The 26244-nt window shown below is 55.5% G+C and carries 23 protein-coding genes; 8 read left to right on the top strand and 15 right to left on the bottom strand.

Going from position 1 to position 26244, the window contains the following annotated elements; translation table 11 throughout:
* Positions 1 to 26: 26 nt before the first annotated feature.
* The 3 genes from G7064_RS10800 to G7064_RS10790 all read right to left on the bottom strand — a co-directional run bounded on the left by G7064_RS10800 (position 27) and on the right by G7064_RS10790 (position 4301).
* Positions 27 to 1679, bottom strand: a complete 1653-nt coding sequence (locus tag G7064_RS10800) for a TldD/PmbA family protein (protein WP_166073583.1) — start codon at positions 1677 to 1679, stop codon at positions 27 to 29.
* Positions 1680 to 1946: 267 nt separating this feature from the next.
* Complete coding sequence (locus G7064_RS10795) at positions 1947 to 2978, bottom strand: 5-methylcytosine restriction system specificity protein McrC (RefSeq protein WP_166073582.1); 1032 nt, start codon at positions 2976 to 2978, stop codon at positions 1947 to 1949.
* A gap of 9 nt (positions 2979 to 2987) precedes the next feature.
* Positions 2988 to 4301, bottom strand: coding sequence for an AAA family ATPase (locus tag G7064_RS10790; RefSeq protein WP_166073581.1), 1314 nt, complete (start codon positions 4299 to 4301; stop codon positions 2988 to 2990).
* Positions 4302 to 4504: 203 nt separating this feature from the next.
* Between G7064_RS10790 and G7064_RS10785 the strand changes: the two genes are divergently transcribed.
* On the top strand, positions 4505 to 4879 hold the full coding sequence (locus G7064_RS10785) for a hypothetical protein (RefSeq protein WP_166073580.1): 375 nt from the start codon (positions 4505 to 4507) through the stop codon (positions 4877 to 4879).
* Positions 4880 to 5027: 148 nt separating this feature from the next.
* Here G7064_RS10785 and G7064_RS10780 read toward each other — a convergent pair whose 3' ends face one another.
* A complete protein-coding gene (locus G7064_RS10780) occupies positions 5028 to 6266 on the bottom strand; it encodes an alpha/beta hydrolase family protein (protein WP_240935448.1) in 1239 nt (412 codons plus the stop codon).
* 189 nt (positions 6267 to 6455) lie between these two features.
* Here G7064_RS10780 and G7064_RS10775 point away from each other — a divergent pair, with 189 nt between their 5' ends.
* From G7064_RS10775 to G7064_RS22360, 4 genes are all read left to right on the top strand, one after another.
* Positions 6456 to 6857 carry a BlaI/MecI/CopY family transcriptional regulator gene (locus tag G7064_RS10775; protein ID WP_166073578.1) on the top strand — a complete coding sequence of 134 codons (402 nt, stop codon included), beginning with the start codon at positions 6456 to 6458 and terminating at the stop codon, positions 6855 to 6857.
* Positions 6835 to 8259: a M56 family metallopeptidase gene (locus tag G7064_RS10770; protein WP_166073577.1), complete on the top strand. Its 1425-nt coding sequence runs from the start codon at positions 6835 to 6837 to the stop codon at positions 8257 to 8259. The genes G7064_RS10775 and G7064_RS10770 overlap by 23 nt, the downstream gene beginning before the upstream one ends.
* A gap of 155 nt (positions 8260 to 8414) precedes the next feature.
* The gene (locus tag G7064_RS10765; RefSeq protein ID WP_240935447.1) at positions 8415 to 9221 is read left to right on the top strand and encodes a hypothetical protein; all 807 of its coding nucleotides are present in this window, start codon (positions 8415 to 8417) and stop codon (positions 9219 to 9221) included.
* On the top strand, positions 9191 to 9436 hold the full coding sequence (locus G7064_RS22360; protein WP_240935446.1) for a hypothetical protein: 246 nt from the start codon (positions 9191 to 9193) through the stop codon (positions 9434 to 9436). The genes G7064_RS10765 and G7064_RS22360 overlap by 31 nt, the downstream gene beginning before the upstream one ends.
* A 95-nt stretch (positions 9437 to 9531) precedes the next feature.
* Here G7064_RS22360 and G7064_RS10760 read toward each other — a convergent pair whose 3' ends face one another.
* The 5 genes from G7064_RS10760 to G7064_RS10745 all read right to left on the bottom strand — a co-directional run bounded on the left by G7064_RS10760 (position 9532) and on the right by G7064_RS10745 (position 14059).
* Entirely contained in the window at positions 9532 to 11103 is a 1572-nt protein-coding gene (locus G7064_RS10760) for a DHA2 family efflux MFS transporter permease subunit (RefSeq protein ID WP_166073576.1), read from the bottom strand.
* Positions 11104 to 11111: 8 nt separating this feature from the next.
* A complete protein-coding gene (locus tag G7064_RS10755) occupies positions 11112 to 12014 on the bottom strand; it encodes an HlyD family secretion protein (protein WP_240935445.1) in 903 nt (300 codons plus the stop codon).
* Positions 11978 to 12220, bottom strand: coding sequence for a hypothetical protein (locus G7064_RS22355; RefSeq protein WP_240935444.1), 243 nt, complete (start codon positions 12218 to 12220; stop codon positions 11978 to 11980). Before G7064_RS22355 ends, G7064_RS10755 begins: the two co-directional genes overlap by 37 nt.
* A gap of 104 nt (positions 12221 to 12324) precedes the next feature.
* Positions 12325 to 12756 carry a universal stress protein gene (locus tag G7064_RS10750; protein WP_166073575.1) on the bottom strand — a complete coding sequence of 144 codons (432 nt, stop codon included), beginning with the start codon at positions 12754 to 12756 and terminating at the stop codon, positions 12325 to 12327.
* Positions 12757 to 12784: 28 nt separating this feature from the next.
* Entirely contained in the window at positions 12785 to 14059 is a 1275-nt protein-coding gene (locus G7064_RS10745) for a TolC family protein (RefSeq protein WP_166073574.1), read from the bottom strand.
* Between the two features lie 268 nt (positions 14060 to 14327).
* Here G7064_RS10745 and G7064_RS10740 point away from each other — a divergent pair, with 268 nt between their 5' ends.
* Complete coding sequence (locus G7064_RS10740; protein ID WP_166073573.1) at positions 14328 to 16415, top strand: sigma 54-interacting transcriptional regulator; 2088 nt, start codon at positions 14328 to 14330, stop codon at positions 16413 to 16415.
* A 71-nt stretch (positions 16416 to 16486) separates the two neighbouring features.
* A complete protein-coding gene (pulA, locus tag G7064_RS10735; RefSeq protein WP_166073572.1) occupies positions 16487 to 18511 on the top strand; it encodes a type I pullulanase in 2025 nt (674 codons plus the stop codon).
* A gap of 27 nt (positions 18512 to 18538) precedes the next feature.
* Here the strand turns inward: pulA and G7064_RS10730 are convergent, their stop codons facing one another.
* The 6 genes from G7064_RS10730 to ruvX all read right to left on the bottom strand — a co-directional run bounded on the left by G7064_RS10730 (position 18539) and on the right by ruvX (position 24024).
* Positions 18539 to 19141 (bottom strand): pentapeptide repeat-containing protein, encoded by a 603-nt coding sequence (locus G7064_RS10730; RefSeq protein ID WP_166073571.1) that lies wholly within the window; start codon positions 19139 to 19141, stop codon positions 18539 to 18541.
* Between the two features lie 34 nt (positions 19142 to 19175).
* Complete coding sequence (locus G7064_RS10725) at positions 19176 to 21458, bottom strand: patatin-like phospholipase family protein (RefSeq protein ID WP_166073570.1); 2283 nt, start codon at positions 21456 to 21458, stop codon at positions 19176 to 19178.
* A 141-nt stretch (positions 21459 to 21599) separates the two neighbouring features.
* Positions 21600 to 21971: a DMT family protein gene (locus G7064_RS10720; RefSeq protein ID WP_166073569.1), complete on the bottom strand. Its 372-nt coding sequence runs from the start codon at positions 21969 to 21971 to the stop codon at positions 21600 to 21602.
* A 22-nt stretch (positions 21972 to 21993) separates the two neighbouring features.
* Positions 21994 to 22962: a zinc dependent phospholipase C family protein gene (locus G7064_RS10715; RefSeq protein WP_166073568.1), complete on the bottom strand. Its 969-nt coding sequence runs from the start codon at positions 22960 to 22962 to the stop codon at positions 21994 to 21996.
* A gap of 31 nt (positions 22963 to 22993) precedes the next feature.
* Positions 22994 to 23617: a peptide deformylase gene (def, locus tag G7064_RS10710; protein ID WP_166073567.1), complete on the bottom strand. Its 624-nt coding sequence runs from the start codon at positions 23615 to 23617 to the stop codon at positions 22994 to 22996.
* Entirely contained in the window at positions 23614 to 24024 is a 411-nt protein-coding gene (gene ruvX, locus G7064_RS10705; RefSeq protein WP_166073566.1) for a Holliday junction resolvase RuvX, read from the bottom strand. Before ruvX ends, def begins: the two co-directional genes overlap by 4 nt.
* Positions 24025 to 24394: 370 nt before the next feature.
* Between ruvX and G7064_RS10700 the strand changes: the two genes are divergently transcribed.
* Positions 24395 to 26077 (top strand): S41 family peptidase, encoded by a 1683-nt coding sequence (locus G7064_RS10700; RefSeq protein ID WP_166073565.1) that lies wholly within the window; start codon positions 24395 to 24397, stop codon positions 26075 to 26077.
* Positions 26078 to 26244 lie beyond the last annotated feature (167 nt).

Raw genomic sequence — 26244 nt, 5'->3', positions numbered from 1 at the left:
TTGCCCCCCAGCAACGGTGGCAATCATTACCCAATTTTGCGGGCAGTGTTAATGACGTTCACGCCGTTGAAGCGCGTGGTGGCGCTACCATGGCTCACGGCTGACACCTGCGAAGGCTGGCCTTTGCCATCGAAGAACGACCCGAACAAACGGTAATCAGATTCGTCGCAGATGGCAGCGCAGCTGTTCCAGAATTCCAGCGTGTTGGTCTGATAAGCCACGTCTTCCAGCATACCGTCAATCTTACCCTTATTGATGGCATAGAACACGGTGCCGCCAAACTGGGAGTTGTAGCGCTGCTGGTCGATGGAGAAGGAACCTCGGCCGGCGATATAAATGCCTTTGTCAACGTTCTTAATCATCTCATCTACCGATAGCTTCGCTTTACCCGGCTGCAAACTCACGTTGGGCATGCGCTGGAATTGAACGGAGCTCCAGGAGTCGGCATAGCAGCAGCCGTCCGACTCGTTCTGACCCACCATCGCGGCCTGGTCGCGAATCTTCTGGTAATCAACCAGTACTCCATCCTTAATGATATCCCACTTTTTGGTCTTCACACCTTCATCATCGTAGCCAACTGCCCCCAAAGAGCCGGGTTGCAGCTTGTCGGCTACAATGTTCACTAGCTTCGAGCCGTAGGGCTGCTTTTTGGCGCGCCACTCTAGGGTAGCAAAGCTGGTACCGGCGTAGTTGGCTTCGTAGCCCAGCACGCGGTCCAGTTCCGTGGGGTGACCCACGCTTTCGTGAATAGTCAGGCCCAAATGGTTCGGGTCGAGCACCAAGTCATATTTGCCTGGCACCACCGATTTAGCCGTGATTTTCTCCTTGGCTTGCTTAGCGGCTAAGGCAGCATCTTCCAGAATGTCGTAGCTGTCTTTGTAACCAACAAGACCGGTGCCGGCCGGACCAGCAATTTTGCCGGCGGCCTTCGGCGTCATGTATTCGTAGCCCATGCCCATGGGCGCACTCAGAGCCTGCCGCGTCCGGAATTTGCCGGAAGCGCGGTCGATGGCCGTCACATCAAACGTTGGCCAAATGCGGTGCACATCTTGATCGATGTACGAGCCGTCGGTGCTGGCAAAGTACTTCTGCTCATTTATTTGGAAGAGCGACGAGTTGACGAAGTTGGCGCCATTATCAAGAGCCTTTGCGTTGGCGGCGAGCAGGAGCTCCACTTTCTGGGCGATTGGCACCTCGAACGCATTCTGTTGAATAGGGGTCTTCCAGCTGACCTCGCCGTGACCTTTGACGGGGGCCAGTTTCACCTGCTCTTTCTGCACTTTCGAGTTGGCCTTGGCAATCTGGACCGCTAGCTGGGCGGCTTTGGCTAAGCCAGCTTCCGTCACCGTATTGGTGGCCGCGAAGCCCCAGGTGCCATTGGCGAGTACCCGCACGCCGGCGCCAAAACTCTCGCCGCTTTGAATATTTTGCACCTGCTTTTCGCGGGTGAAAATGCTCTGGTTTAAGTACCGGCCAATGCGTACATCAGCGTAAGTGGCACCGGCCGACTTAGCGGCATTGAGCGCCGCATCGGCTAAACGCTTGTTCACTGCGGCATCCATAACTGACTCAAGCAACCGCTCTGGGCTAACCAGAGTGCCACCGAAACCGGGGAAGTTGGGCAGGAACACAGCCCCCGCCGCCAGGGCCGAGAGTCCTACAAAATCACGTCTTTTCAAGAGGGTAAGGTTTTGGGAAGATGAGTGAAGAGTTAAGTTTAGAGAGAAATCGGGAGAAACTCAATTTCAAGGACAAAGAATGCCCCCCAGGGCTGCATTGAACAGGATTATATACATTGTTGAATTGATACGAATAGTCCGCATCATTGCGCTCCTTTATCGGTTGACCTCCTGAGACACGAAGAACCTGCTCGCAGAAGCACAAGTTGTTCATCGGTGAGAAGGTCCTTCGTGCCTCAGGAGGACAGATGGGGGCAAGGTTGCATTTTACTCAATTAGCTTCAGCAAATCAGCAGCAATGCCCGGCCAGGGTTGATTCAAGTCCAGCGTCACGACGCGCACCGGGTGGCCGCCGAGCGTGTAGCGCAGGTCTATTTCGCGGGTGGCGGCAGGGTAGAGCAGAATGCCTTCTAAGTGCTGGCTGGGGGGCTTTTTTTGGTTCTGTAAGTAAGCGTACAGCTGATACAGGTGCGGCGAGATAAGCCGCTGCCGGTCGTAGCGCGGCCGCAGGGCGGCACGGTAGTACTTGGTGTCGAGAATGATTTTGCGGTCGGGCGCCTCTAGCGTTGTGTCGGTAATCATGGCGGGCAGCATGCTCAAATCTCCGGGCTCCTCGGCGGCAGCTTGCCAGCTGATTGTCTCTGATAGCACCCGAAAGCGGCGCTGCTCTAGGCGGTAAAAGTTGCGCACAAAAGCCTCAAAAAGCTGGGCCATCAACCGCTCGTCGCGCCGAAAATCCATGAAGCGAGTGCGGCCATCGGCGGCTGGCTCAGGTAAGGCACTGCTGTGCAGTAATTCGCACACATTAAGCAGCAGTGCCTCATGACCAACAGGGCGGGTGCGGCGCACGGCCCGCAGCGCATGACTGCTAAGCGGCGTAGGGGGCAAATCAGCAGGAAAAAGACGCATGACAGCCCGCAGTTCCTGCCGCAACGATGCCGATACCTGCCGCGCCCGACTTACTTGGGCCAGCGCCCCAAGTACTACCCGTAGAAAAGGTGTATCCGGCCCCAACTCATCGTAAGTACACACTGCCCGGCCCCGCCGCAGCAGGTCGCGCGATAGTGAGGTCTCTAGCAACACCCGACCCCGGAGTTCGCCCAACTCTTCCTCGCGCTCTGCATAGGCCTGCCGCAGCCCCTGCCGCAACAGCCGCCGCGTACCCATAAGCAGCACACGGCCCAGCAGTTCCAGCGGCCGGTGAAAAGACGTCGCTTCCGATGTTAGCCACTGCTCCTGCTCGGGTAAGCGGTTCCACGCGTAGCAAAGCAGATAGTAGAGGTTCTGAATCGGAATCATGGGGTGAGGCTACCGCAGCAAGCGTTTCCTGTGAGCCGCCGCTTTCGTGGGCTGATCAAGCCAGTATTCGTCCAGCAATGGCGCAATTTCCTGCTCCAGAATAAGTGTTAGCCAACTGTCAGCAGCCGCTGAGTCAAGGGGCGGCTGGCAGAAGTAGCTGTGGCCTATCTGATAATCTTCGCCTAAATCGGGGTCGTCGCTGATGGCTTGGTTAAGCTCCGTGAGCCGCGCTACCAGCCGCGTAATAACGGCGGCCGGTAGGCCTTTTTGCGCCAGAAACCCTTGTAGCGGCTCGCCAAACTCCGGCTGCATTTTGACGAACGCAAACCTGCGCCGCAAGGCATAATCCAGCGGCGCCAAAGAGCGGTCGGCGGTATTCATGGTGCCGATAACGTACAGGTTGTCGGGCACGAAAAACCGGGGCGCATGCGGTGGCGAGTAAGGAAGGCGGACAGCATGCGCAGGGCCGCGCTTATCAGCTTCTAACAGGAGTAACAACTCGCCAAAAATTCGACCCAGATTGCCCCGATTGATTTCATCAATCAGCAGAAAATAAGGCTTGTCTGGGTCTTGGGTAGCGCGGTGGCAAAACTCCAGTAGCACACCCAGCGTCAGCCGAAAAATGCCTTGGTCATCTGGCCGGAAACCTTGCACAAAATCTTCGTAGCTATAGCTAGGGTGAAACTGTACCAATTCTACCCGCGTCATATCCGTGGAGCCCAGCTCCAGCCAAGCCAAGCGTCGGGCCAGAAAGGTTTTGCCCGTGCCAGGCGGGCCATATAAAATGAGATTGCGCCGGCGGCGCAATGCAGATAACGTGTCCTCAAGCTTTTGCTCCGACACAAACAACTCCTGCAAAGCCGTGGCGCGGTCGTAGGGCTCCGCGGGGGGCAAATTGTAGCTAGAAGTTGGCTCCTGTACGGCCGAGGCTTGCGACGGCTTAGCAGATTTTTCGGGGTGAGTAGGTGGCGAGTCGCTGGGCCGGCCGGTGTACAAATCCTGCATGGCCTGTTGGGCGGCCACATCGCCATCGAGAGGAGAGTTGGCCAGGCTGGGCCGCTTCGTAGCAACCGTAAAATCGAGGTGCTCCAGTAGGCCGTTGGTGGGTCCGCCAGCGGGCAGCGGCCACTTAGCATCCGTCTGGCCGGTAGCCAGGCGGTAGGCTAGCTGAGCCACGGGGCGGGGCGGGTAGCGCCGCCCCCGATACACCAAGTCGTAGACGGTGCTGGGGGGCAAATTCAGCCCTTGCCGGTCGATGTGCCGGAGGGCGCGCAGCACATGGTCGCGGGTGAGTTGAGAAGGGTCGAAAGAAGGGGCTGGCATCCGGTTTAAAGGTAGGAGCAAAACGAATGCAACACCAGAAAGGGTTCGGGTAAAGGCAAAACGATATTTCGTAAGCTGCCGGCCCCTTCACAGGCACAGTGTGGCCGAAAAGCAAACAACTTTTAAGTAACTAGTGCACTCTTTCATTTAGTGCCTTCGCATCACAGCTGGTTCACTACCTTGCTTCCCTCAAGCATTACACTATGACTAATTCTCTACGGCTATTTCTGCTGATTCTCATCGTAGCTACTGCCGCCCAACTGGTGCTGCCCTGGTGGAGCATTACGCCCATCGCCCTAGTATTGGCGTTTGTGCTGGGTCGCCGGGGCTGGGGGGCTTTTTTGGCTGGTTTTGCGGGCGTGGGACTGGGTTGGCTGGCGTTGGCGAGCTGGCTTAATATTCAGAACGAAGGCCACCTGAGCCACCGCGTAGCCGAACTGATTCCGCTGGGCGGTAATGGCTGGCTACTGGTGCTGGTCACAGCCGTGCTCGGCGGACTGGTTGGCGGCTTAGCTGCTCTGGCGGGCGTGTGGCTGCGCCAAGCTATAGCGAAAAATAGCCAAACGGCTTCAACCTAAAACTTTATTTTAGGGCGTAGATAAATAACGCAAAAAAGCCCCCGGCTCCTCTCTAAAAAAGGCTGGGGGGCTTTTTTGCGTATGTTAACTAAAGAAATTTCTCCTTAATAAACGGTCGTTGTAGAGCAAGGACAAGTTTGAAAAGCAATTAGTTAATCTCCTGAAACTCGCCGAAAAAGGCCAGCGCCTCCAGCGTGTATTGAGGCACAGAAGAAAAGTGGTTGCCGTCTTTAATTGGGTGTAGCTCTACCTGCGTTGCGCCGCGGGCGCGCATGGCTTTGTAGGCGTTTTCAGAATTGAAAAAGGGCACATAATCATCGGCAGTGCCGTGAAACAGGGCCAGCGGAGCACGGGGGCGCCAATCGTAAATGTCGTTGTCGTGGAAAGCCGCCAGCATGGGCTGGTCCGTTTTGTTTAGCACGCCCGCCCGGAAGGGTTCCGTGAATAGCTCCTTGGCCTGTTCGGGCACTTTAGCGAACGGATTAGCCTGCAAATGCGTGGCCCAGGGCTCCTGAAAATAACCAGCGTAGGGCCGGTTGATGTTGTACACCCGATTGTATGTGTCCAGCACCCAAACGTAAGAACTGAGGAAGTTCAGTGGCTGCTCCGACTGCAAGATATAGTCGGCAAAGGCTGACTTATTGTAGGCGCCAGCGCCGGGCGCGCTGGCCGTGATGGTAAAATCCGACGCGTGCTGCTCCTCAATCAGCTTGTGCAAGGCCAGCGTAGCAAAGCCGCCCTCCGAGTAACCCAGCAGGAAATTCTTATCATTCAGCTGAATCTTCTCCTGCCTACAAAACTCGCGCGCCGCCCGCATCATATCCAGCGAGGCCGAAGCCAACGAAGCAGCATGCTCATATGGGTGCGGTAAGCTCTTGGAAGCGCCATAGCCAATATAGTCAGGAGCCACCACCAAGTAGCCCGAAGATGCCAGCACCGATATAGCTGTATATACTTCGCCGCCGGACCGGTAGTAGGAGGGAGCCCGCGCTTCGTCTTTAGGCGAAATGGTACCGTGCTGATAGCTCAACAGCGGCAGCGGCTGCGTAGCTACCGGCACCAGCACCGCGCCTGAGGCCGTCACAGGTTGACCATTGGTATTAGGCGTAGTGTACGTCAGCTTATACACCCGAATCGAGTACTTCGTCAGGGCACTGACGATGGGCAAATCGGGTACGCGGCCAGCCAGCGTGCTCGGTGTGTATTCCCCAATGAGGGTGCTGCTAAGCAAGCGGCTACTTGCTACCGGAGTGATAGGTGCCGCTGGAGCGGTAGGCGTAGCGGCTTCTAAAGCCGGTTCCTTCGTGCAACTCAGGCCGGGCGCCACCATCAAGCTCAGCCAGAAAAGGAAGGCGAAATGGGACAAGCGGCGGCTATTGATTTTCAAAGACATTAGGAGGTTGTTGAGGGCAAGCTTCCTTCATAACACCGTTCAGCTCAAAAGATTTCGTGCTATCATAGAGAAAACGGGTAGCCTTATTTCAGCGGCCGTCTTTATGATATTCAATTAAAACTAAAGAATTAGTTGTATAACTAAACAATTAGTTATACATTCATCTATCTCAAAAAGCCCCCCATGCAAACCTTTCCTGAGCTAACCCGCGCCGAGGAGCAAGTGATGCAGGTGCTATGGCAGCGCGGCCCTTCTTTCGTGAAAGAAGTGGTAGCCGAAATGCCTGCCCCGCAGCCCGCCTACAACACTGTCTCCACTATTATTCGCATTCTGGAGCAGAAAGGCTTTGTGGGCCATGAAGCCTTCGGTCGGACGCACCGCTACCAAGCGCTAGTAGCGCAGGATGAATACCGCCGCTTCTCGTTGCGCAAGCTGTTGGGGGGCTATTTTGAGAATTCGTTTCCGCAACTGGTGTCCTTTTTTGCGAAGGAAGAAAACCTCGATGCCGCGCAGCTCGATGAGCTGCTCCGCCACGCTACCCAACCTCCAACTACCGACTCCGATGAACCCAATCAGCCTGCTTAAATGGATGGTGCTCAGTGCGTTGCTGCTGGGCGTGTGGTGGTTTTGCTACCACTTGGCCTTGCGCCGTGAGCGGAGCTTTGGCTACAATCGAGTGTTTTTGGTGCTGGGTCCATTGCTAGCGGTGGGATTACCGCTGCTCCCGCTGAGTTGGCCAAGCACTTGGGGGGCAAATTCAGGTCCGCTCCTGCCGGGTATCACAACCGTGCTATTGCCAACCGCCCAAGTGAATGCCCCTGCCAGCAATACGGTGCTCGACTGGTCGCTGTGGCTATGGGTGGGCTACGTAGGTGGGGTGCTGGCTATGATGGCGCGGCTAAGTTTCGGGCTGACTAAGCTGTGGCTCTGCACCCGCAATTTGCCCCGCGAAAAGCAAGAAGGCTACACGCTGGTACGCACCCAAGGGCTGCCGCCGACTAGCTCGTTTGGCCAAATCGTGTTTTGGGAGGATAGTCTGCCACTTAGCCCGGCAGAAGCTCAGCAAGTACTGCATCATGAGCTGGGGCATGTGCAGCAAGGCCACACCTACGACCGGCTGCTCCTGGAGGTGCTACGTGCCGTGCTCTGGTTCAATCCATTCGTGCACCTGTGCGCCCGTGCCCTGACCCTTACGCACGAGTACCTAGCCGATGCGGCCGCCCTGAGCGCTAATACTGCCTTCTCGAATACTGCTTCTCATTCCTATACCCATCTATTGGCTCGGCAAGTAGCCACCCGCCTCGGTTTCTCTATTCCGCTTGCGCACTCCTTCTCCCATACCCAAACATTACGTCGCATTGCCATGATTCACCGAACTTCCCCCATAAGCCGCTGGAAACAGTGGTTGGCTCTGCCGCTGGTAGCTGTATTAATGGTTACCGTCGCCTGTGAGCAGCACAAGGAATCAATTGCCCCTCACAAGGGAGCTTCTTCGCTGAATGCAGAAGTACCACCACCACCTCCACCGCCGCCCCCGGCACCCGATGCTGAACCGGCACCACCTCCGCCGCCACCTGCCGCTGCAACATCTACTACTCAAGACGCACGATATGCATATGAACAGGCAATGCTGCCATTACCTGAACCAGTGTTTCCTACAGGTAATAACGCTGACATAACGACGTTTATCCAAAGTAAGCTTCAATATCCAGCTGAGGCTATTCGCGACAAAGTAAAAGGAAGTGTTCACGTTGCTTTTACAGTAAAAGAAGACGGACAAGTGGCGGACGCTAATGTCCTGCAGGGGATAGGATCAGGTTGTGACGAGGCTGCATTAAAAGCGGTCCGCCAATTGCCACGTTTTATGCCTGGTAGGCAGAATGGCAAGCCTGTACCGGTGCGCTTCATAGTGTTCGTTCAATTCGCGCCTTACTCTGCTCCAATCAGTAATTTATTTGGCGGCTTAACTGGTTTAAAAGGTTGCTAAAGTAGAATTCGGAGGCTCCCTAGAGCCTACTAAAAGAAGAAACTGCGTGAAAAGCTCCGAATATTGTCGGGGCCTTTCTGCGTTTGGGTCAACGCTAACTGCCCGAAATGGGCTAACTTGCGGGTAGTTTTGGCCTTCTAATCAAGCTTCATCCAGTGTTGTTACCGTTTTCGCCGCGTCACGCCATAGTGGCCGCCACCTTAAGCCTCTTTTCTCTTTCTGCCTTGCCCGGCTGCGGCACCCGCACCGATGGAGAAGCTACTGCCGCCAAAGCCTCCGTGGAGGCTGCCAAGCCTGTTGTCGTTGACTCAGCGGCGCTGAAAGTAGCTGCCATGCGCCGCGACTCGCTCAAGGCCGACTCTATTGTAAAAGCCAACGGCCAGCTGCCAGGAGCCATTCTGCCCGGCAAGCGCATCGTGGCTTTCTACGGCAACATCCGGGCGAAAGGTATGGGTATTCTGGGCCGTGAGCCGAAGGATCAGATGTTCCGCAAGTTTGACAAAGTGCTGGCTGAGTGGCAAGCCGCTGACCCGAGCATTCCGGTGCAGGCTGCCATTCACAACGTGACCATTACGGCCCAGGGGGCGCCTGGTAAGGACGGTAAATACCGTCTCATGAACTCCAAAGCCACCATTGAAGAGGTTATCCGCTGGGGCAAGGAGCACAACTGCATTGTATTCTTGGACGTGCAAGTGGGCCTGAGTAACCTGGAAAATGAGCTGCACAAGCTGGAGCCCTACCTTAAGGACCCTATCGTGCACATGGGCATCGACCCGGAGTTTGCCATGGAAACCAAAGGCGTGCGCCCCGGCAAAAAGATCGGCACGTTCGACGCCAAAGACGTGAACTACGCCGTGAAATTTCTGGCCCGCATCGTGAGCGAGAACAATTTGCCCCCAAGGTGCTCACCGTGCACCGCTTCACCCAGGGCATGGTTACCAACTACAAAAACATCAAGCTAGACCCCCGCGTGCAGATCGTGATGCATATGGATGGCTGGGGCGACCCCATTCTGAAGAAGGACTCCTACAAAGCTTACATTCAGAAAGAGCCCGTGCAGTACACCGGCTTCAAGCTGTTCTACGAGTACGACAACCGCCCTGCTCCGCACCACATCATGACGCCGACGGAAGTGCTGGCCCTCACGCCAAAGCCCATGTATATTCAGTACCAGTAGGCTACGAGATTATAAAAGGTAAAAAAGCCCCCCAGAGCAACTCTGGGGGCTTTTTTTGTGTCAAACAAAGTGAAAGTACTAATGGTGCGCCAGCGTTAGTGGGCCGCGTTTAGATCAACGGCTTGACCGGGCCGATTGCGCTTGATCATGAACATAAGCGGCAGACAAAGCAGAAAGAAAGCACCAATAAGCAGGAAGGTTTGGGCGTAAGTAATGATGGCCGTTTGCTTCATCAGAGAGCCCTCTAAGGCCGCGTAGGCCTGCTGCTGAGCCTGCACGAAGCTGGCGCCTTTAGCCATAAAGCTGGCAATAAAACCTTGCAGACGCTGCTGAGTTTCCGGGTCGTACAAGGAAATATTGGGCAACAGCGACACGCGATTCTGCATCATGGAACGCTCCAGGTAAGTGCCTACCAGCGCCACTCCAAACGAGCCGCCCAACTGACGAATCATCCCGGTAAGACCCGCCGCCTGCCCGGCATCTTTACCGCTGATACCGGATAGCGACATCGTTGTAATGGGCAAGAAAAGTAATGCTAGCCCAAAGCCCCGCAGCATAAGCGGCCAGAAAAAGTCACTTTCGCCGGCCAATGGGGTAATGCGTAAGCTCATCCAGTACGAGAAGATAAAGAAGCAGATGAAGCCCACAGGCAGAATATATTTCTGCGGTATGCCCCCCTGAATCATCTTCCCCACCACCGGCATCATAAAGCCCGACAGCAAAGCACCCGGTAACAACAGATACCCCGTTTGCGCGGCCGTAAAGCCCAGAATTCGCTGACAGAAAATTGGGAAGATGAACACGGACGCAAACAGTCCGAAGCCCAGAATAAACGACAGGAAGGCACCAATGGCCAAGTTGCGGCTACGCGTGAGTACCCGTAAGTCCACGATGGGCTGCTTGGCCGTTAGCTCCCGCCAGATAAAGCCGACCACGCCAATGACAGAAAATACAGTGAAGACGTTGATATAGAGGCTCTCAAACCAGTCCTCACTTTCGCCCTGCTCTAGCACTAGCTGCAAGGAGCCAACCCCAAGAATCAGCAGGAAAATACCCGACCAGTCAATCTCGCGTAGCGGCCTTGGAATCGCATTTTTGATGCGCTCGGGGTCGCGGATGAACAGCATGGTGAAGATGGAGGCGAAAATGCCCACCGGCACGTTCACGTAGAAAATCCAGGGCCAATCGAAGTTATCCACGATGTAGCCGCCCAGTGTGGGGCCAATGGTGGGGCCAATGATGACGCCCATACCAAATATTGCCTGGCCGAGTGCCAGCTGCTTGGGCGGAAAGGTGTCAATCAGAATAGCCTGCGAAGTAGCCATAAGGGCTCCACCCCCAACACCCTGAATGAAGCGGAAAGCCACCAGCTCCCAGATGTTGGTACTTTGTCCGCACGCCACCGAGGCGAGGGTGAACAGTATCACCGAGAACAGGTAATAGTTTTTGCGGCCAAACTGCTCAGCCAAAAAGCCCGTCATCGGAATCACGATAACGTTGGCAATGCCGTAGGAGGCCACCACCCAGCTTACTTCCTGCTGCGTGGCCGACAGGTTGCCCATCATCTGGGTAAGAGCCACGTTCACGATGCTGGTGTCAATTAGTTCCAGCAAGACGCAGAGGACCACCGTCACGACGATGATCCACTTGGTAAATCCGGTTTCCATGTAGGCTGTTACTTGGTTTCCACCGTGGCCGTCACGCTCATGCCGGCACGCAGGGGATGCTGAGGATCAACTTTGTCGAGCACAATTTTGACCGGCACGCGCTGGGTTACTTTCACGAAGTTGCCGCTGGCGTTGTCGGGGGGCAAAAGGGCGAAGCGGGCACCCGTCGCCGCCGAAAGCGACTGAATGTGGCCTTCAAATTCTTCGCTAGGGTACGCGTCAACCTCTACCGCTACCTTCTGGCCCTCGCGCATGTTTTCCAGTTGCGTTTCCTTGAAGTTGGCAATAACCCAGGTATTGCCGCTGGCCACAAGTCCCATAATCTGCTGACCCGGTGACACAACCTGCCCGGGCTGTACGCTTTTCTTGCTTACAATCCCGTTGCCGGGTGCGGTGATGGTGGTATAGCTTAGCTGTAGTTTAGCATTGTCGAGGTCAGCTTGGCGCTGCTTTACTACGGCTTCGGCCACGGCTACTTGCTGCTGCGCGGCGGCTACCTGCTGGCGGGCTACCTGCACCTGGTCGGCGGCCGTAGCACGCTGCGCGCTGGTAGCTTTCAAGTTAGCTTGCACCGCGTCGTACTCGCTTTGCGGAATGATGTCTTGCTGACGGAGGAAAGTGCTGCGCTGCAAGTCTTTTTGGAGCCGGGCGCGGTTGGCTTCGCTTACTCCAATCGTCGATTGGGCGGTGCGCACATTGGCCTGCGCCGTGCCTACTCCGGCGCGAGCCGCCACTACATTGGCCTGAGCCGCTGCCAGAGCCGCCTCCGCAGCATTCACGCGCTGTTGGTAGTCGGCCTGATCGAGAGTCACGAGTACGTCACCCTTCTTTACGAGTTGATTGTCCTGCACTTTTACTTTGAGCACCGGGCCACCTACGCGGGGCAGAATGGGATATACATCGCCTTCCACCTGAGCATCGTCGGTTTCCTCGTGCGTTTGCCCAAACTGGTAGCGCTGCCAGCCAAAATAGCCCCCACGAGGAGTAGCAGGGCCAGAATAACGAGAATAAAAGGGCGCTTTGAGCGGCCTTCCGGTGCCTCAATTTCCGGTGTGTAAGCCGAATCTTGGTGAGGAGCAGAAGCTACAGCCGGCGCTTTTTGAACGGGGGTTGCCATATAAATTACTTGGTTATGCGTGTTTTGAAGTTGGTAGTAAGCCGCTGGGGGGCTTTTTTGAATAGCTAGCAGTAGGGAGCTACAAAGCCATTATTAACAAATTGTCAGGCCGATTGGCGGAGTGTTTCGGCGGGCCGGCACTTCATCAGGAAAGTAGCGCAAGGCGCCGTGCGCACTACCGATTCGGCCGTATTTCCCATCAAGAAGCGCGTAAGACCAGTTTGGCCATGCGCCCCAATAACGATCATATCAGTAGTGTGGCGCTTAGCCTCGGCTACGATCTCCTGGGCGGCGTCGCCGTGTAGGATGACCGTGCTGACCTGGGCACCAGCTAGCTTGGCGGCGGCATGATGGTGGGCCAACTGGCTAGCAATATCAAGGTCCGATACGGCCATAGCCAACGTGGGCTGCGGTTCCAGCACGTGCAGCAAACGCAGTTCCGCTCCGGTACCGGCCGCCAGCGCGGCCGCATACGCCACCAGACGCTCCGTAGCCGCCGAAAAGTCAATCGGGCAAAGAATGGTGGTGTGAGTCATGGCTGAAAGGAAAACGAGGTGCGCACTATTACCAGATCTGCTCGCCGGTGGCGCGCTTCAATTGGTACTGGCCAAGCGTATAGTTATAAATAGCCTGTAAGCGGGCTAGCCGAGCCTGTGCCAGCGAGGTTTCGGCATCAAGCACGTCGAGGTTGGAGCCTACGCCGTAGCGGTAGCGCGACTGCGCCCGCGTGAAGGCATCCGTGGCCTGATTAATCTGCTGCAAGGCGTTGTCGTGGCGCGCCGCGCTTGCCTGCATATTGTTCAAGGCCTGCTGCACATCGGCCCGAATTTGCTCCTGCGTATCCTGGGTGCGCGCCTGCGTGCCCCGAATGGCAGCCAAGGCCTCTACCCGCTGGTTCTTATTCTTGTTGCCATCATAAATGGGCACAGAGAGCTGCACGACGCCCACTGAGTTCGGCCGGATCTGGTCGAGGTTGGGCTGGTAGCCGTTTTTGGCCCCCAACTGAGCCCCAACACCAAGTATTGGCTTGTTGCTGTGCTCAATAAACTTCAGATTCAGATTAGCGGTGTTTTCCGCGTCGCGCGCCAGCTTTACCTCCGGCCGATTCTCGCTCGCCTGCGCTAAGGCTGCATTTACGTCAACAGCCTGCGGCTGATAAGCAAAAGCGCCCCGCACGGGTACGTTCTCATATTCCGGCTTGTGCAGGAGGCGCGCCAGCTGCACCTGCTGGTTGCGGAGCTGGTTTTGCAGATCAATCTTAGTGTTCTGAGCCTGCGTAATGCGCACCTGCGTGGTCGTCACATCAAAACGGGTGCTAACACCGCCTTCCACGCGCTTTTCCATTTCGCGCTGGTGCTGCTGCAAAGAAGCAATCTGCGCATCCTGCACCTTAATGCTTTCGCGCACAAACAGAATATTGTAGTACACCTGTGCCGCGGAGTAAGCCAAATCGCGACGAGTTAGGTTTACTTGGTCGGCGGCCGCTATCCGTCGGCTTTCAGCCAAATTGTACGAGGCATTCTTCTTTCCGAAGTCAAGAATACCGTACTGCAGCGTGATGTGGGCGTCGTAATTGTTGTTAGGAGCAAATTGAAACTCCGGCGAGTCTGGAGAAAGCTGAAGCTTCACCACCGGGTCGATACGAGTATAGGTAGCGGTGCCTGTTATCTGGGGCAAAAAGCCCCCCCGCGTCTGGGTTACGCGGCTGGCAGCGGCATTTACTTCCTCTTCTAGTGTAGTAATGGCTGGGTTAGCATCGAGCACCGCGCGAATTGTGCCATCCAAAGCCAGAGAATCAGAGATAGTTGGCGTTTGCGCGTGTACTGCCCCAACTGTCATAGACAGCCCAAGAGTTAATAGCGGAGCAATAATAGTTAGTCGAGAAAACATGGTTGAAGCAACTGTTGTTGCTGCACTCATAACCAACCATGTGCCAAGTGATTAAAAGATTTTTAATGCATTAAAATATGTCTACTACACGCTCCAATCGCATAAAATTAGTTTATAGGTAGCTGTTTATTGCTGCTTTATACAAAAAATAATTCCTCATATTTGAGAATATCCTCATTATATATCCTGATATTTAAGGAGAAAATTTGTTCCTTTTATGCCTGATCAAGACGACTCATTGCTGCTCTATATCAACGAAGCCATTGCTACGACTCGTGATAAGGATACGCTGTTCCGCAACGTGACGGAGAAGCTCCGGCTGATATTCCCTTTTGACGCAATCACTATTCTGACACTGGATGCGGACCATCAATACCGTCGCGTTTTTCTGCGAGACTACTTAGGGGAAGTGCAGTTGCCATACATGGCGGGGAACAAACCCAGTCAGATGCCCGTGGAGAACACCCCAATCGAAACGTTTATTCGTCAGCCACACCTGCAGCAATTCGACTTGACAGAATTGCTCAAGGCGTATCCGGATTTTCAACCTTTTGAGTCGTTGTTGGCGGGCGGAATGCGTTACCTGACGGTTGTGCCACTGCGCACTAGCGGGCGGCTGGTAGGGCTGCTGTCGCTGGTGGCGCGTCGGCGGCCAGATTTCTCACCCTCTGATGGCGATTTGCTGGAGAAAATTGGAAGCCTAGTAGCCGTGGCAGTCACCAATGCTCTGGCCTTCGAAGATATTGCGCGCCGCCAGCAGGAAACGGCGATGCAATTGGCCTTGAATAATGCGCTTCTGAGCATTAAAGAAAGGGGAGAACTGTTTCGCACAATCGCGACGGAAATCAATCGGGTGGTGCCTTGCGACTATTTTGGGGTGCGAGTGCGTCTGCTCACTACGCCGGGCCGGGCCTTCGCTGAGTTTGGCAAAGATGCTGCTGGCCACTTCGTGGCCCTCGACGAAAACCGGTGGGATGATCTGCCGAACGCGGAAGCAGCCCGTCAAGCCGCCGCCGACCTATTTTCGAAGCCAGGATTCTATGTGGGGGACAATTTTGATGAGCTAGCCAAACACTACGACCTGATGCGCTACATCCGCGAACAGCGTGGTACCCAATCGGTACTTTACGCCCCGCTGGATGTACATGATGAGCAAACGGCTACCCTGATACTTTCGAGCAAAGACCCTTTCGCTTTCACGGAGGAGACGTTGGCCTTGATGCTTAATCTCGTGCCCCAAATCCAATTGGCCGTGCAGAACGTCTTTGCCTTCGAGCAAATTGAGGCGTTGCGGGCGCAGCTGGAGCAGGAAAAAACGTATTTGCTGGATGAAATTAACACCACGGGCAAATTTGAGGATTTCGTGGGCTCAAGTGCCGTGATGCAGCAAGTGCAGGTGCGTATTGCGCAAGTAGCGCCCACCGACACGACGGTGCTGGTAACGGGCGAAACAGGTACCGGCAAAGAGTTAGTGGCCCGCGCTATTCACAACCTATCGACCCGCAAAGAGCGCGCGCTTATCAAGCTCAATTGTGCGGCTTTGCCCGCTCAACTAATCGAGAGTGAGTTGTTTGGCCACGAAAAAGGCGCGTTTACCGGCGCCCACGACCGGCGTATCGGTAAGTTTGAACTAGCGGATGGCGGCACCATTTTCCTGGATGAAATCGGTGAGCTACCCCTTGATCTGCAGGCTAAACTACTGCGGGTATTACAGGAAAAGGAGTTTGAGCGCATTGGCGGCCGGCGCGTGATTCCAACCGACGCCCGCGTTATTACCGCCACCAACCGGGTGCTGGAAGACGAGGTAAGTGCTGGCCGCTTTCGCGCCGATCTATACTATCGGCTCAATGTGGTTCCTGTTCGGCTGCCAGCGTTGCGGGAGCGGCCTGAGGATATTGAACCACTCGTTCGCCACTTTCTGGACCGCCTCAGCCGGAAGCTGGCCAAACCCGTGCGGGGGCTGCGCGAGCGAGATTTGCGAGCCCTGCGGCAGTATACCTGGCCAGGCAATGTGCGCGAGCTAGAGCACGTGCTGGAACAGGCCGTGATAGTGTCGCAGGGGGCTTTTCTGGAATTTGCGGGCTTCTCCGCTACCCGAGCTCCCACCGCCAAACCCACTGATGCGGCTCCGCTTAAAACGCTCAAAAACCAGGAGCGCGACCATATCTTGGCTGCTCTGCAGCGCACGGGTGGCCGGGTAAGCGGGCCAAATGGCGCGGCAGTGCTATTAGATATCAACCCTAAAACGCTGGAAGCTCGCATGAAAAAGCTCGGCATTCGCCGAACGGTAGGCGTGGAAGAGTAGGGGGCTTTTATTGATAAAAATGCCGCGGCCTGGGTAGCGCTACAACCAGGCTGGCTATTTCTTCCTTCTGCATGAAACATATCTTGTTGTTCTCCATATTGTCTTTCCTGACTACCTGTGCTGTTAAGCCTGCTGCTACCAGCCGGCCGGGGTCGGTGCTGCCCGACTTCACCAATTACCCCGTGTACTATGGGCCCGATCTGGGACTCACGTTTCAAGGGGGGCGCGCCACGTTGCGGGTGTGGGTACCGACAGCCGACGCACTCCACCTTAAGCTGTACACAACCGGCACGGGAGGGGAGGCTGTGGCCGATTTTGCCATGCGCAAGGCTGAAAGCGGCACCTGGGTTTTTACTTTACCCCCGCAACCAGCGGGCCGATTCTATGTAGTTCAAGCCACTATTGGGGGGCAAAAAATGGCCGAAGTGCCTGACCCTTACGTGCACGCCGTGGGCCTGAATGGGCAGCGCGGCGTGCTGCTTGATCCGGCTACGGTTAACCCGATGGGCTGGCTGGATGACCAACGGCCAACCCTGGCCAAGCCGACCGACGTGATAATCGGGGAGCTGCATCTACGGGACTTGTCTATGCACCCTGAATCGGGCGTCGAGCATAAGGGCAAATACTTGGGGCTAACGGAGTCTGGAACCCAAGGTCCCGATGGCGTGAGCACGGGCCTCGACCATCTGACGGAGCTGGGTATCAGTCATGTCCATCTGCTGCCGACCAACGATTTTGCTTCCATCGACGAGAGTAAGCTGAGCGAAAATCGCTACAACTGGGGCTACGAGCCTTTGCATTTCTCGGTGCCCGAAGGATCATTTGCCACCGACCCCGCCGACCCTGCTGCCCGCATCCGGGAGCTGAAACAGGTGGTGCAGGCATTGCACCGGGGCGGCCTGCGCTTGGTGCTCGATGTGGTGTACAACCATACTACTGACGCCGCCCGCACTAGCTTTGAGCAGTTGGTACCCGGCTACTACTACCGACACAATGACGACGGCAGCTACTCCAACGCCACCGCCTGCGGCAACGAAATTGCCTCGGAGCGGCCCATGGTGCGTAAGTTGATCGTGGAGTCGGTGGCATACTGGGCCCGCGAGTATCACGCCGATGGGTTTCGGTTTGACCTGATGGGGGTGCTGGATATTGAAACCATGCGCGCCGTGCGCGTAGCCCTAGATCAGCAGGACCATAGTATTCTGATGTATGGCGAGGGTTGGACCGCAGGCCCCAGCCCATTGCCCGAAACAGCTCGCGCGGTAAAAGCAAATGTGCAGCGACTAGAGCGGATTGCCGCCTTCAGCGACGAGTTGCGCGATGGAGTGCGTGGGCATGTGTCGCGGCGCGAGGAGCCGGGCTTCGCCAGTGGGCATCCGGGGCTGGAGGAAAGCGTGAAGTTTGGTATTGTGGCCGCCACCGAGCACCCCCAGATTGATTGCTCGAAGGTGAATTACAGCAAAACGTCCTGGGCCGCGTCGCCTGCCCAGACTATCAACTACGTGGCCTGCCACGATGACCAATTGCTTTGGGATAAGCTACAGTCATCGAACCCCGGCGCAACGGAAGAGGAGCTTATTCAGCGGGATATACTCAGCAACACCATCGTGTTCACCTCGCAGGGAATCCCGTTTTTGCCTATCGGCGACGAGTTTCTGCGCACGAAAGGCGGCTCTCACAATTCCTTCAACCAACCCGACAGCGTTAATCAAATTGACTGGGGCCGCAAAGCCCGCTATGCGCGGGTGTATGCGTTCTACCGCGAACTGCTGGCGTTGCGGCGAGCACATCCGGCGTTTCGGTTGCCCACTCGCGAATTGGTACAGCAGCACCTCGAGTTTTTGCCCAATTTGCCCCCCGGCACCATCGCCTACCGCCTCCGCGACTACGCCGGCGGCGATACATGGCGCAACATTGTCGTGGTCTTCAATGGCAACAAAGCGCCAACTGCCGTCACGGTGCCGGCTGGTAGCTACACGGTGGTGCTGCGCGGCGACCAGTTAGTACCAGTTGGTATCGAAAAATTGCCCCCCAGTGCTAGCCCATTCGCGCTAAAAATGCCCCCCAGCACGGCCATGATTCTGGTGGAGAAATAAGTAGGCTCAAGGGTAGGTAAGGTAATGCTACGCCACGATTATTTCGTGCTTGCTGAGCAAACCAGGTAAGCCTTCCAGACTGAAGCGGGCGCGCTTTACTACGTTCATATCGGGGTCGATGAGGAAGCCGGAAGCGGTGGTAAAATCGGTGGCGGTGAGCTGAGTTTGCTCGAAAACTGCCCCGGTTAGGTTACACTCCTGAAAGACTGCTTCCGTCAAGTCGGTATAGCTGAAATCGGCCTCGGTCAGCACACAGTTCGCGAAGCGGGTGCCGCGCATGCGCTTGCCGTGGAAGGAAGCGTAGGGAAGCTGGCAATGCGTAAACTCCACTTCAAACCACATATCCCGGCAGGCCGCAAACTGCACGCCCGAAAGCTTACACTCTCGAAACGACACATTCTGCAAGCCTGCACCGGCCAACGTTGCCAATGATAGATTACAACGCTCAAACAGGCAGTCGATAAAGCGTTTATCGGTGAAGTCGGCGCCCGAGAAGTCGCAAGCCACGAACCGACATTGCTCCATTTCTTGCTGAGAGGCAATTTCAGCCGCAGTCCACCGCTCAAACACATTCTCAAGTGAAAAAACGAGTGCTTTTTTGACGGTTGGAGTGGCGCGCCGTGGTTTCATTGAACTGAAAATAAAGTGCTTTGTGTCACGTGCTTTAGTCGAGCGAACGGCCATGAAACAGCAGGTAGCCAATATGGCCAAACACCCCAAAGCGCTTGGCTGAGTCGTCGTAGTATATGCCGTGCAGAGCCAGGGGCCCAACCGGCGTCTGATACACGAAACCTGTGCTAGCCGTCAGGCGAGGCCGATCGAAGCCGGACTTTTGGAGTGCACGCTGGCCTTCGCTGTCGCGCAGAGGCTTATACACGAGGTGGGCAAAAGCCTCGGAGCGCCATTCTAACTTACTAGCCAGCAGGCTCTGGGAGAAGCGCAAACCAGCGGCGGCGTAGCGCGGCGAGCGATAGTTATCCAGAAATAGCGTGCGCGAATCAACGAGGGGGGCAAATGTCGGTGAGGTCGTCTGGGAGGAGCGGAAGTTGGCAAAGCGCGCCTGTCCGCTGACAACTACTTCGCCAAAATAGCCCCAGATCTGCTTTTTGCTGGGCAGCATAAAATACTGCTCCGTAGTAGCTGAGAACTGTAGCCATTGGTGGTTGTCGCGGTACTCGTTCTCAAATACTGAGGTGGAGCCGGGGCTATATATCTCAGTACCTTGCACGCCGCGTATACTAGCCAAGGCTCGGCGCCCAGCCGTAGGGTATTGCTTGCGATTCAGGGAGTTGCGGCTGTAGCGGACCGCCGCTGTCAGGCCGCGGAAGCTGGTGCGGTCCAGTACGTCGCTGGAGGATACTTCGCGGGTATTGGCGTAGTTATCTTGGTTGCCAAAATAGCCCGCCTCCAACGAAACCCGACTGCGGTAGCGGGGGCTAATCCCAATCTGCACGCCTAAGGCTAAGTCGCTCTGCTCAATTAGCGTATTCTGAATATCACGTCCCAGCAGGCCGCCGGTTTTCTGATAGCTCCAGTTATTATAAGTCACGCTGGGCTCCACGAAGAAGGGCAGCTTCTCTGGAATACTCACCCGAAACCGGCCCTGCACCGCATTATAAAAGCGCCCCAGATTAGCATTTACGGCCGCCGAATACAGGTATTTAGTCAGCCAGCGGTACTCTAACCCCACATAAATATTGTCCACGGCGCGGGTAGCCAGTACAAAGCCCGCTTCGGCCGACAGGTTGTTATTCTGGCGGGCATCGATGTTGAATACATAGCCCTGCCGGTCCTGATCGTAGCGAATGCGCGGGTAGATATTGCGAAAAAAGTCGTCGGCCGCGAGGCGGTAGTAGCCTTCCTCAATCTCGTCGATGGTATAGCTGCGGCCCTCCCGCCGGAAAAACCGGCTTACGTAGGTGTTTTGCTTTTCGGCCAGACCCTGCACCGTGATGCGTTTAAAAACCGGACCGGGGGCCGAATTCTGAAACTCGCGGCGGCGGCTGGCCAGCGCCAGTGTATCGACGCGGCGCGGAATGCGGTGTAACATCTGCGTGAGCTTATCCTGCGCCGCTTTTTCGCCCAGTTCGATCAGCTCGCGCACTTTGTCGAAGTCGGTGGCTCCGTAGCCTTCCAGATCAGGCTGAATGAATACTCCGTTTGGCCCTACGGCCAGCGTATCGGCTACGTCGGCGCCCAAAAAAACGATGGAGCCCAGTAGCAGCTCGTCGTCCTTCTCAAATGGGTACTTTTTGTACGCCACATCGCCCACGTTCACCCCAATGATAATATCAGGCTGAAATGCGGACCGCATAACATCGGTGGGGAAGTTGTTGTAGATGCCCCCATCAAAAAGATAGCGGCCATCGGGGTTGCGGATGGGGCGAAATACCAGCGGCACTGCCATCGAATTGCGCACCGCATCGGCAAGCGAGCCACTTTCCTGTACTACTTGCTTGCGGGTAAATACCTCAGCAGCAAGGCAGCGGAAGGGAATAAACAGATTGTCGAAATCGTAGTTGGCGGCCGCGGCAGCTGGCGCCAGAAACTTGGCCAGCGCAAAGTTTAGGTTAACGTCGTTGATCAGATTGGGCGAGATACGCGTGTTCAACGACGAGTCGATGGCTACGCCCACGCGCAAAGCCGCCGGGGAAGCATCAGCGTTCAGATAGTTGAAGGCTTTGTCTTGGAGTTGCTCGCCGGACACCCAGTATTGAAAGTCGGGGTCCATCACGATTTCCTCGATTTCGGCTGGCGAATAACCCGCCGAATACATAGCGCCTACCACCGAGCCCATGCTGGTGCCAATGATGTAGTCGATTGGTATCTTGTTCTTCTCCAGAACTTTCAGTACGCCCACGTGCGCCAAACCCTTGGCGCCGCCGCCGCTTAGTACTAAGCCAACTTTCTGCGCTTGAACTGACAGAGTGGGGCCGCTGAGTCCCAAGATTAGGAAGCAGAAAAAAAGAAACCAGTTACGTAACATAGGTAGGAAGTAGCACAAAAAAGCCCCCAGGAGCAGGTAGCCGACGCAAGTTGGCGCGACCGGTGAGCAAATTACCGCTTTCCAACGGCACTACCGTTTAGCTTACCATTTGCGAAAGATGACATATACTGCCGCCACCAGCAGCCCGAAGCCCACTACATGGTTCCAGGCCAGCTTATCAGTTTTGAAGACGTACACCGCGCACAGCGTGAAGACGCTCAGCGAAATGACCTCCTGAATAACCTTAAGCTGAAACAGGTTGAATGGTCCGCCATTTTCATCAAACCCAATGCGATTGGCGGGTACCTGAAAAACGTATTCAAAAAACGCTAGGCCCCAGCTCACCAGAATCACGCCAACCAACCCCAGCCCGTGTAGCCAGGTTATTTTCTTGAACTGCAAATGCCCGTACCAGGCAAACGTCATGAATAGGTTGGAAATCGTAAGCAGCAGAATAGTATAGAGGGCTTTCATACGTGTAAGAGGGAATGTCATTTTAGTCCTCGTGGCCCGGAATACTGCGCTGGGGGGCTTTTTTCAATTCCGTGCTTTCCTTATCCAAGCGGCGTTGCTCAGCAGCAGAAATGCTGGGGGGCAAATTTTTCAGATCGGGCTGGCCGGCGTTTACCCAGCAGGTGTACCAGAAAGCCCCCACAAGCTGCACGGCCCGCCGCATTTGCCGTTCTACCTGCCCATGCAGGCGCTCGTGATAAGCTCGGCTAAACTCGCGCGAATACACCCGCACCGCGCCCTGAGCACCGCGCTCCTCAAAGCCGTATTTCTTGTCGTCGGGAAAACGGCTGGTCAACTCCCGCTCAAACCGCAACACCGAATCTACTGCGGCATTAGAACGGCCCACGGCTTCCCAAATGCTGAAGGCGGGGTTATCAAGGTAGGGTGCCGGGCCAGTGAAAAAATCATAATTCGCACTCAGCAATTCTGGCAAACGACTTTCCCACAACCCATGAATACCCCGCTGACCGGTCAGTTGGCCGTTATAGTTGCGGGTGCTGTGCAGCGGCACGCAAGCGTCAGCAACGTAGTGCCCCAAGTCGGCGGAAAGGTGCAGAATGCGGTCAGCGTCGCGGGTGCGGAAAGCCTCGGTCAGTTGAAGTTGCATGCGCGCCACGTGCCACGGTACAATGCCGTGCCGCTGCAAAGTGTCTTCGCCATAGCGCGCTACGGCGTCGGCCCAGCTACGGGGCAAACGCACTATCGCGCTGTCGCCATAAGCATCCACGTCCAAGAAGTGACGAGCTGCCTCACCCGGTACCACGGCCCGGCGTTGGTCAGGCCGGGTGGCGTGGTCGGTGAGATAGTCAATGTGCTTTTTGTAAAATCCCAGCAGCTCGGTCGGCAGGGTAAATACCGCCAGCCGATTGATCATGCGGTGCCCAAAAAATCCCCACGCCCGCGGCTGCAAAGGCAACAGCAGGAGCAACAGAAGCAGTGGGAGTTTCTTCATAATCGGTGGCTGGGGGGCTTTTTCTTATGGCTTAGCGCCGCCCTTGCCCTGCGAAGCGCAACCGATAATCGGCCTTCACATCGCCCTTACTGATGCGGGTGAGCTTGCCCTTGAGCAATTGCTTCTTGAAGCCCGACAAATGATCCGTGAACAGAATGCCTTCCAGGTGGTCGTACTCGTGCTGGATAACGCGGGCCGTCATGCCGGAGAAGGCTTCTTCGTGCACCACGCGGTTTTCGTCCTCATAACGCAGCACGATATTGGCTGGCCGGTACACCATCTCCCGCACGCCCGGAATGCTCAGGCAACCTTCTTCGAAGCCCCATTCCTCACCGGTTTCGCTCACCATCACGGGGTTAATAAAGGCCCGCTTTATTGGCTGGTCCTGGGGGGCATTTTCGGCAACTGAAGGAGCTTCGGCAGTTTCTTCCTCATCCTCATCTTCGTCGTCCAGCATAGGCGCCGAGTCGATAACAAACAAACGTACGCTGCGCCCAATCTGCGGAGCGGCCAAGCCCACGCCCCGAGCGTGATACATAGTGTCAAACATGTCGGCAATGAGCTGTTTCAGCTCTTTGGCATCAACATCTACTGATATGTCCTTGGCGGGTGTCTTTAATACTGGGTCGCCGAAGGCAACGATGGGATAAATCATCGGGAATTAAGGAAAGATTGCAAAATAAGCGTGGCACTCACGCGGTCGACGGTGGCTTTGTCGCGGCGGTCTTTCTTCGAAAGTCCCCCAGCCAGCATCGCGGCGTGCGCCATGCGCGAAGTGTAGCGCTCATCGAGCTCGTGCACCGGTACAGATGGCAGCTCGCGACGCAAACGCCGCACCAAACCAACCACAGCACTGGTCACATCCGTTGGCTCATTGAGCAAAGTGCGCGGCATCCCCACTACAATAGCTGCCAACGGTTCACGCTGGTGGTACGCCTGTACATAAGCCAACAGGTCCTGACTATGGATGGTTTCGAGGGGCGTGGCAATGAGCTGCAACGGGTCGGTCACGGCCAGTCCCACGCGCTTGTTGCCGTAGTCAATGGCAAGAATTCGGCTCATTGCATCGAGATGAAAATAGAAAGGTGCAGCAATCTGGCTACTCGCCCAAAGATACGGCACCTATCGCTATTGCTCGCCTCCATTAAGTTGATTTCTAGCCTTCCTAAACTGTAATGAGCTTTATTCTTTTTATTGGAAAGTTTATATATTTTCAGTGCAAGATTTTATTAATAACTCTGGTATAATGCCAGCGTATTTACCTTGTTATCTTATAAATATGTCTTACAAAATATAAAATTGCATTGTTATTTGAAAATAATGTAGGGGTATAAATAGGCATGATTTTCCCGTAATAGTTTTACTAGATTTGGAATGTTGCCTTGTCGCTAACTGCCGTTTATAGTTAAAACATCTACTCTTCCAGCCTTTTATGAACGCCAAGTCGAACACTGTTTCGACGCCTACTCCGGAGCTTACTCCGACGTCGGCGCCTCGTGCTTCCCGCTTCCAAGTGCGGCAGCCATGGCTGTTAGCGTTGGTACTAGCTGGCGGTATGTTGGTAGGTGCGAATCCATTTAGGCCCTCAGGCCAAAACCCCGATAGTACCTCGCGCGGCTATCTGAAGTTCAAAGAGATTTTGAGCTACGTAGACCGCGATTATGTTGATTCTGTTGATGCCGAAGCGCTTTCCGACTACGCCATTGGCCGTATGCTAGAGCGCCTCGATCCACACTCGGTATTTATACCAGCAAAAGAGCAAACCCAGGCTTCCGCCTTCCTTCAGAGTGATTTTGACGGCGTAGGAGTGGAGTTCAATATATTTCAGGACACAGTTACAGTAATAGCTTCGCTGGGGGGCGGCCCGGCGGAGCATGCTGGCCTTCAACCCGGCGACCAACTGCTGGCTGTGAATGGCGAGGCCGTATCTGGGGTGCGCATGACGACCGAGCAGGTGTATGGCAAACTGCGCGGTCCGCGGGCTAGCCGTGTGCAAATTCAGGTTCAGCGCCGTGGCTCACTCAAGCCACTGAACGTGACGGTGACCCGCGAGCGGGTACCAAATAATTCAGTGGAAGTAGCTTATATGGTCGATAACCAGACTGGCTATATCAAAGTGAGTCGGTTTGCCAACAATACCTATGAGGAGTTCAAACAGGCATTAGGTGATTTGCGCCGCCAAGGTATGTCGCGTTTGGTGCTAGACCTGCGGGGCAACCCCGGCGGCTACCTCGACCGCGCCACCAAAATGGCCGATGAGTTCATCGCCGGTACCCGCAAAATCGTGTATACCGACGGTAAAGGCGACCAATACGATACCCAAACCTACTCCCGCGTACTGGGCGAATTTGAAGAAGGTCCTCTGGTAGTGTTGGTAGATGAGGGCAGCGCCTCGGCCGCTGAGGTAGTGGCTGGTGCCTTGCAAGATCATGACCGCGCCCTGCTGGTAGGTCGGCGCACGTTTGGGAAAGGTTTGGTACAGCAGCCCATTGCTCTCAATGATGGCTCAGAACTGCGTCTGACTATCGCCCGCTATTATACGCCCTCGGGACGCTCTATCCAGAAATCGTATCAAGCGGGACACGCTGAGTATGAGCAGGAACTGGCCAAGCGTCAGCGCCAAGGTGAGTACTTCCACGCCGACAGTATTCACTTCGCTGACTCTCTGCGATATCGCACGATGCACGGTCGTACGGTGTATGGCGGGGGCGGTATCATGCCCGATTTATTTGTACCCCGCGATACCACGGCTTTCTCCAAGTATTTCCGCCGGTTGCAAAGCCGCAATCTGGTGCGTGAGTTCGCGCTGAAGTTTTACCAAGATCATCAGCCAGAGCTAGAAGGCCTTCGTTTTGAGCAATTCAATGCATCGTTTCGCATCACGGATACCCAGCTTCAAGCTCTAAGCACTTTAGCGGCCCGCGCAGGTTTGGTGGCCGATGCAGCTGGTTTGCGCCGGGCGGCTCCGCTCCTACGCACACAACTTAAAGCGCACATTGCCCGAAGTGCTTACGGCAAAAACGCCTATCACACGGTGTTAGCTGAGCAAGATGTAGAGTTTCAACAAGCATTGCGCGCTATTGATACGAGTACGGCCCAGCTTACTGGGAACTGAGCATAGTTCTTGCCTATCGTACGTTCGCCACCACTTAGCACAGAGAGTAAAGGTGGCGGATGGATAGGTAATTAATGGATTTAATTGATTGATGGGTGATTGTTGATAATGCTCCAACACCTGCTTAGGCTGTTTTTTTGGTGGAAAGCCCCGCCGTTACGGTAGAC

The organism is Hymenobacter sp. HDW8 (assembly GCF_011305775.1).
GTDB lineage: Bacteria > Bacteroidota > Bacteroidia > Cytophagales > Hymenobacteraceae > Hymenobacter > Hymenobacter radiodurans.
The sequence above is the reverse complement of the archived record's forward strand: the minus strand, read 5'-3'. Positions and strand labels throughout refer to the sequence as shown.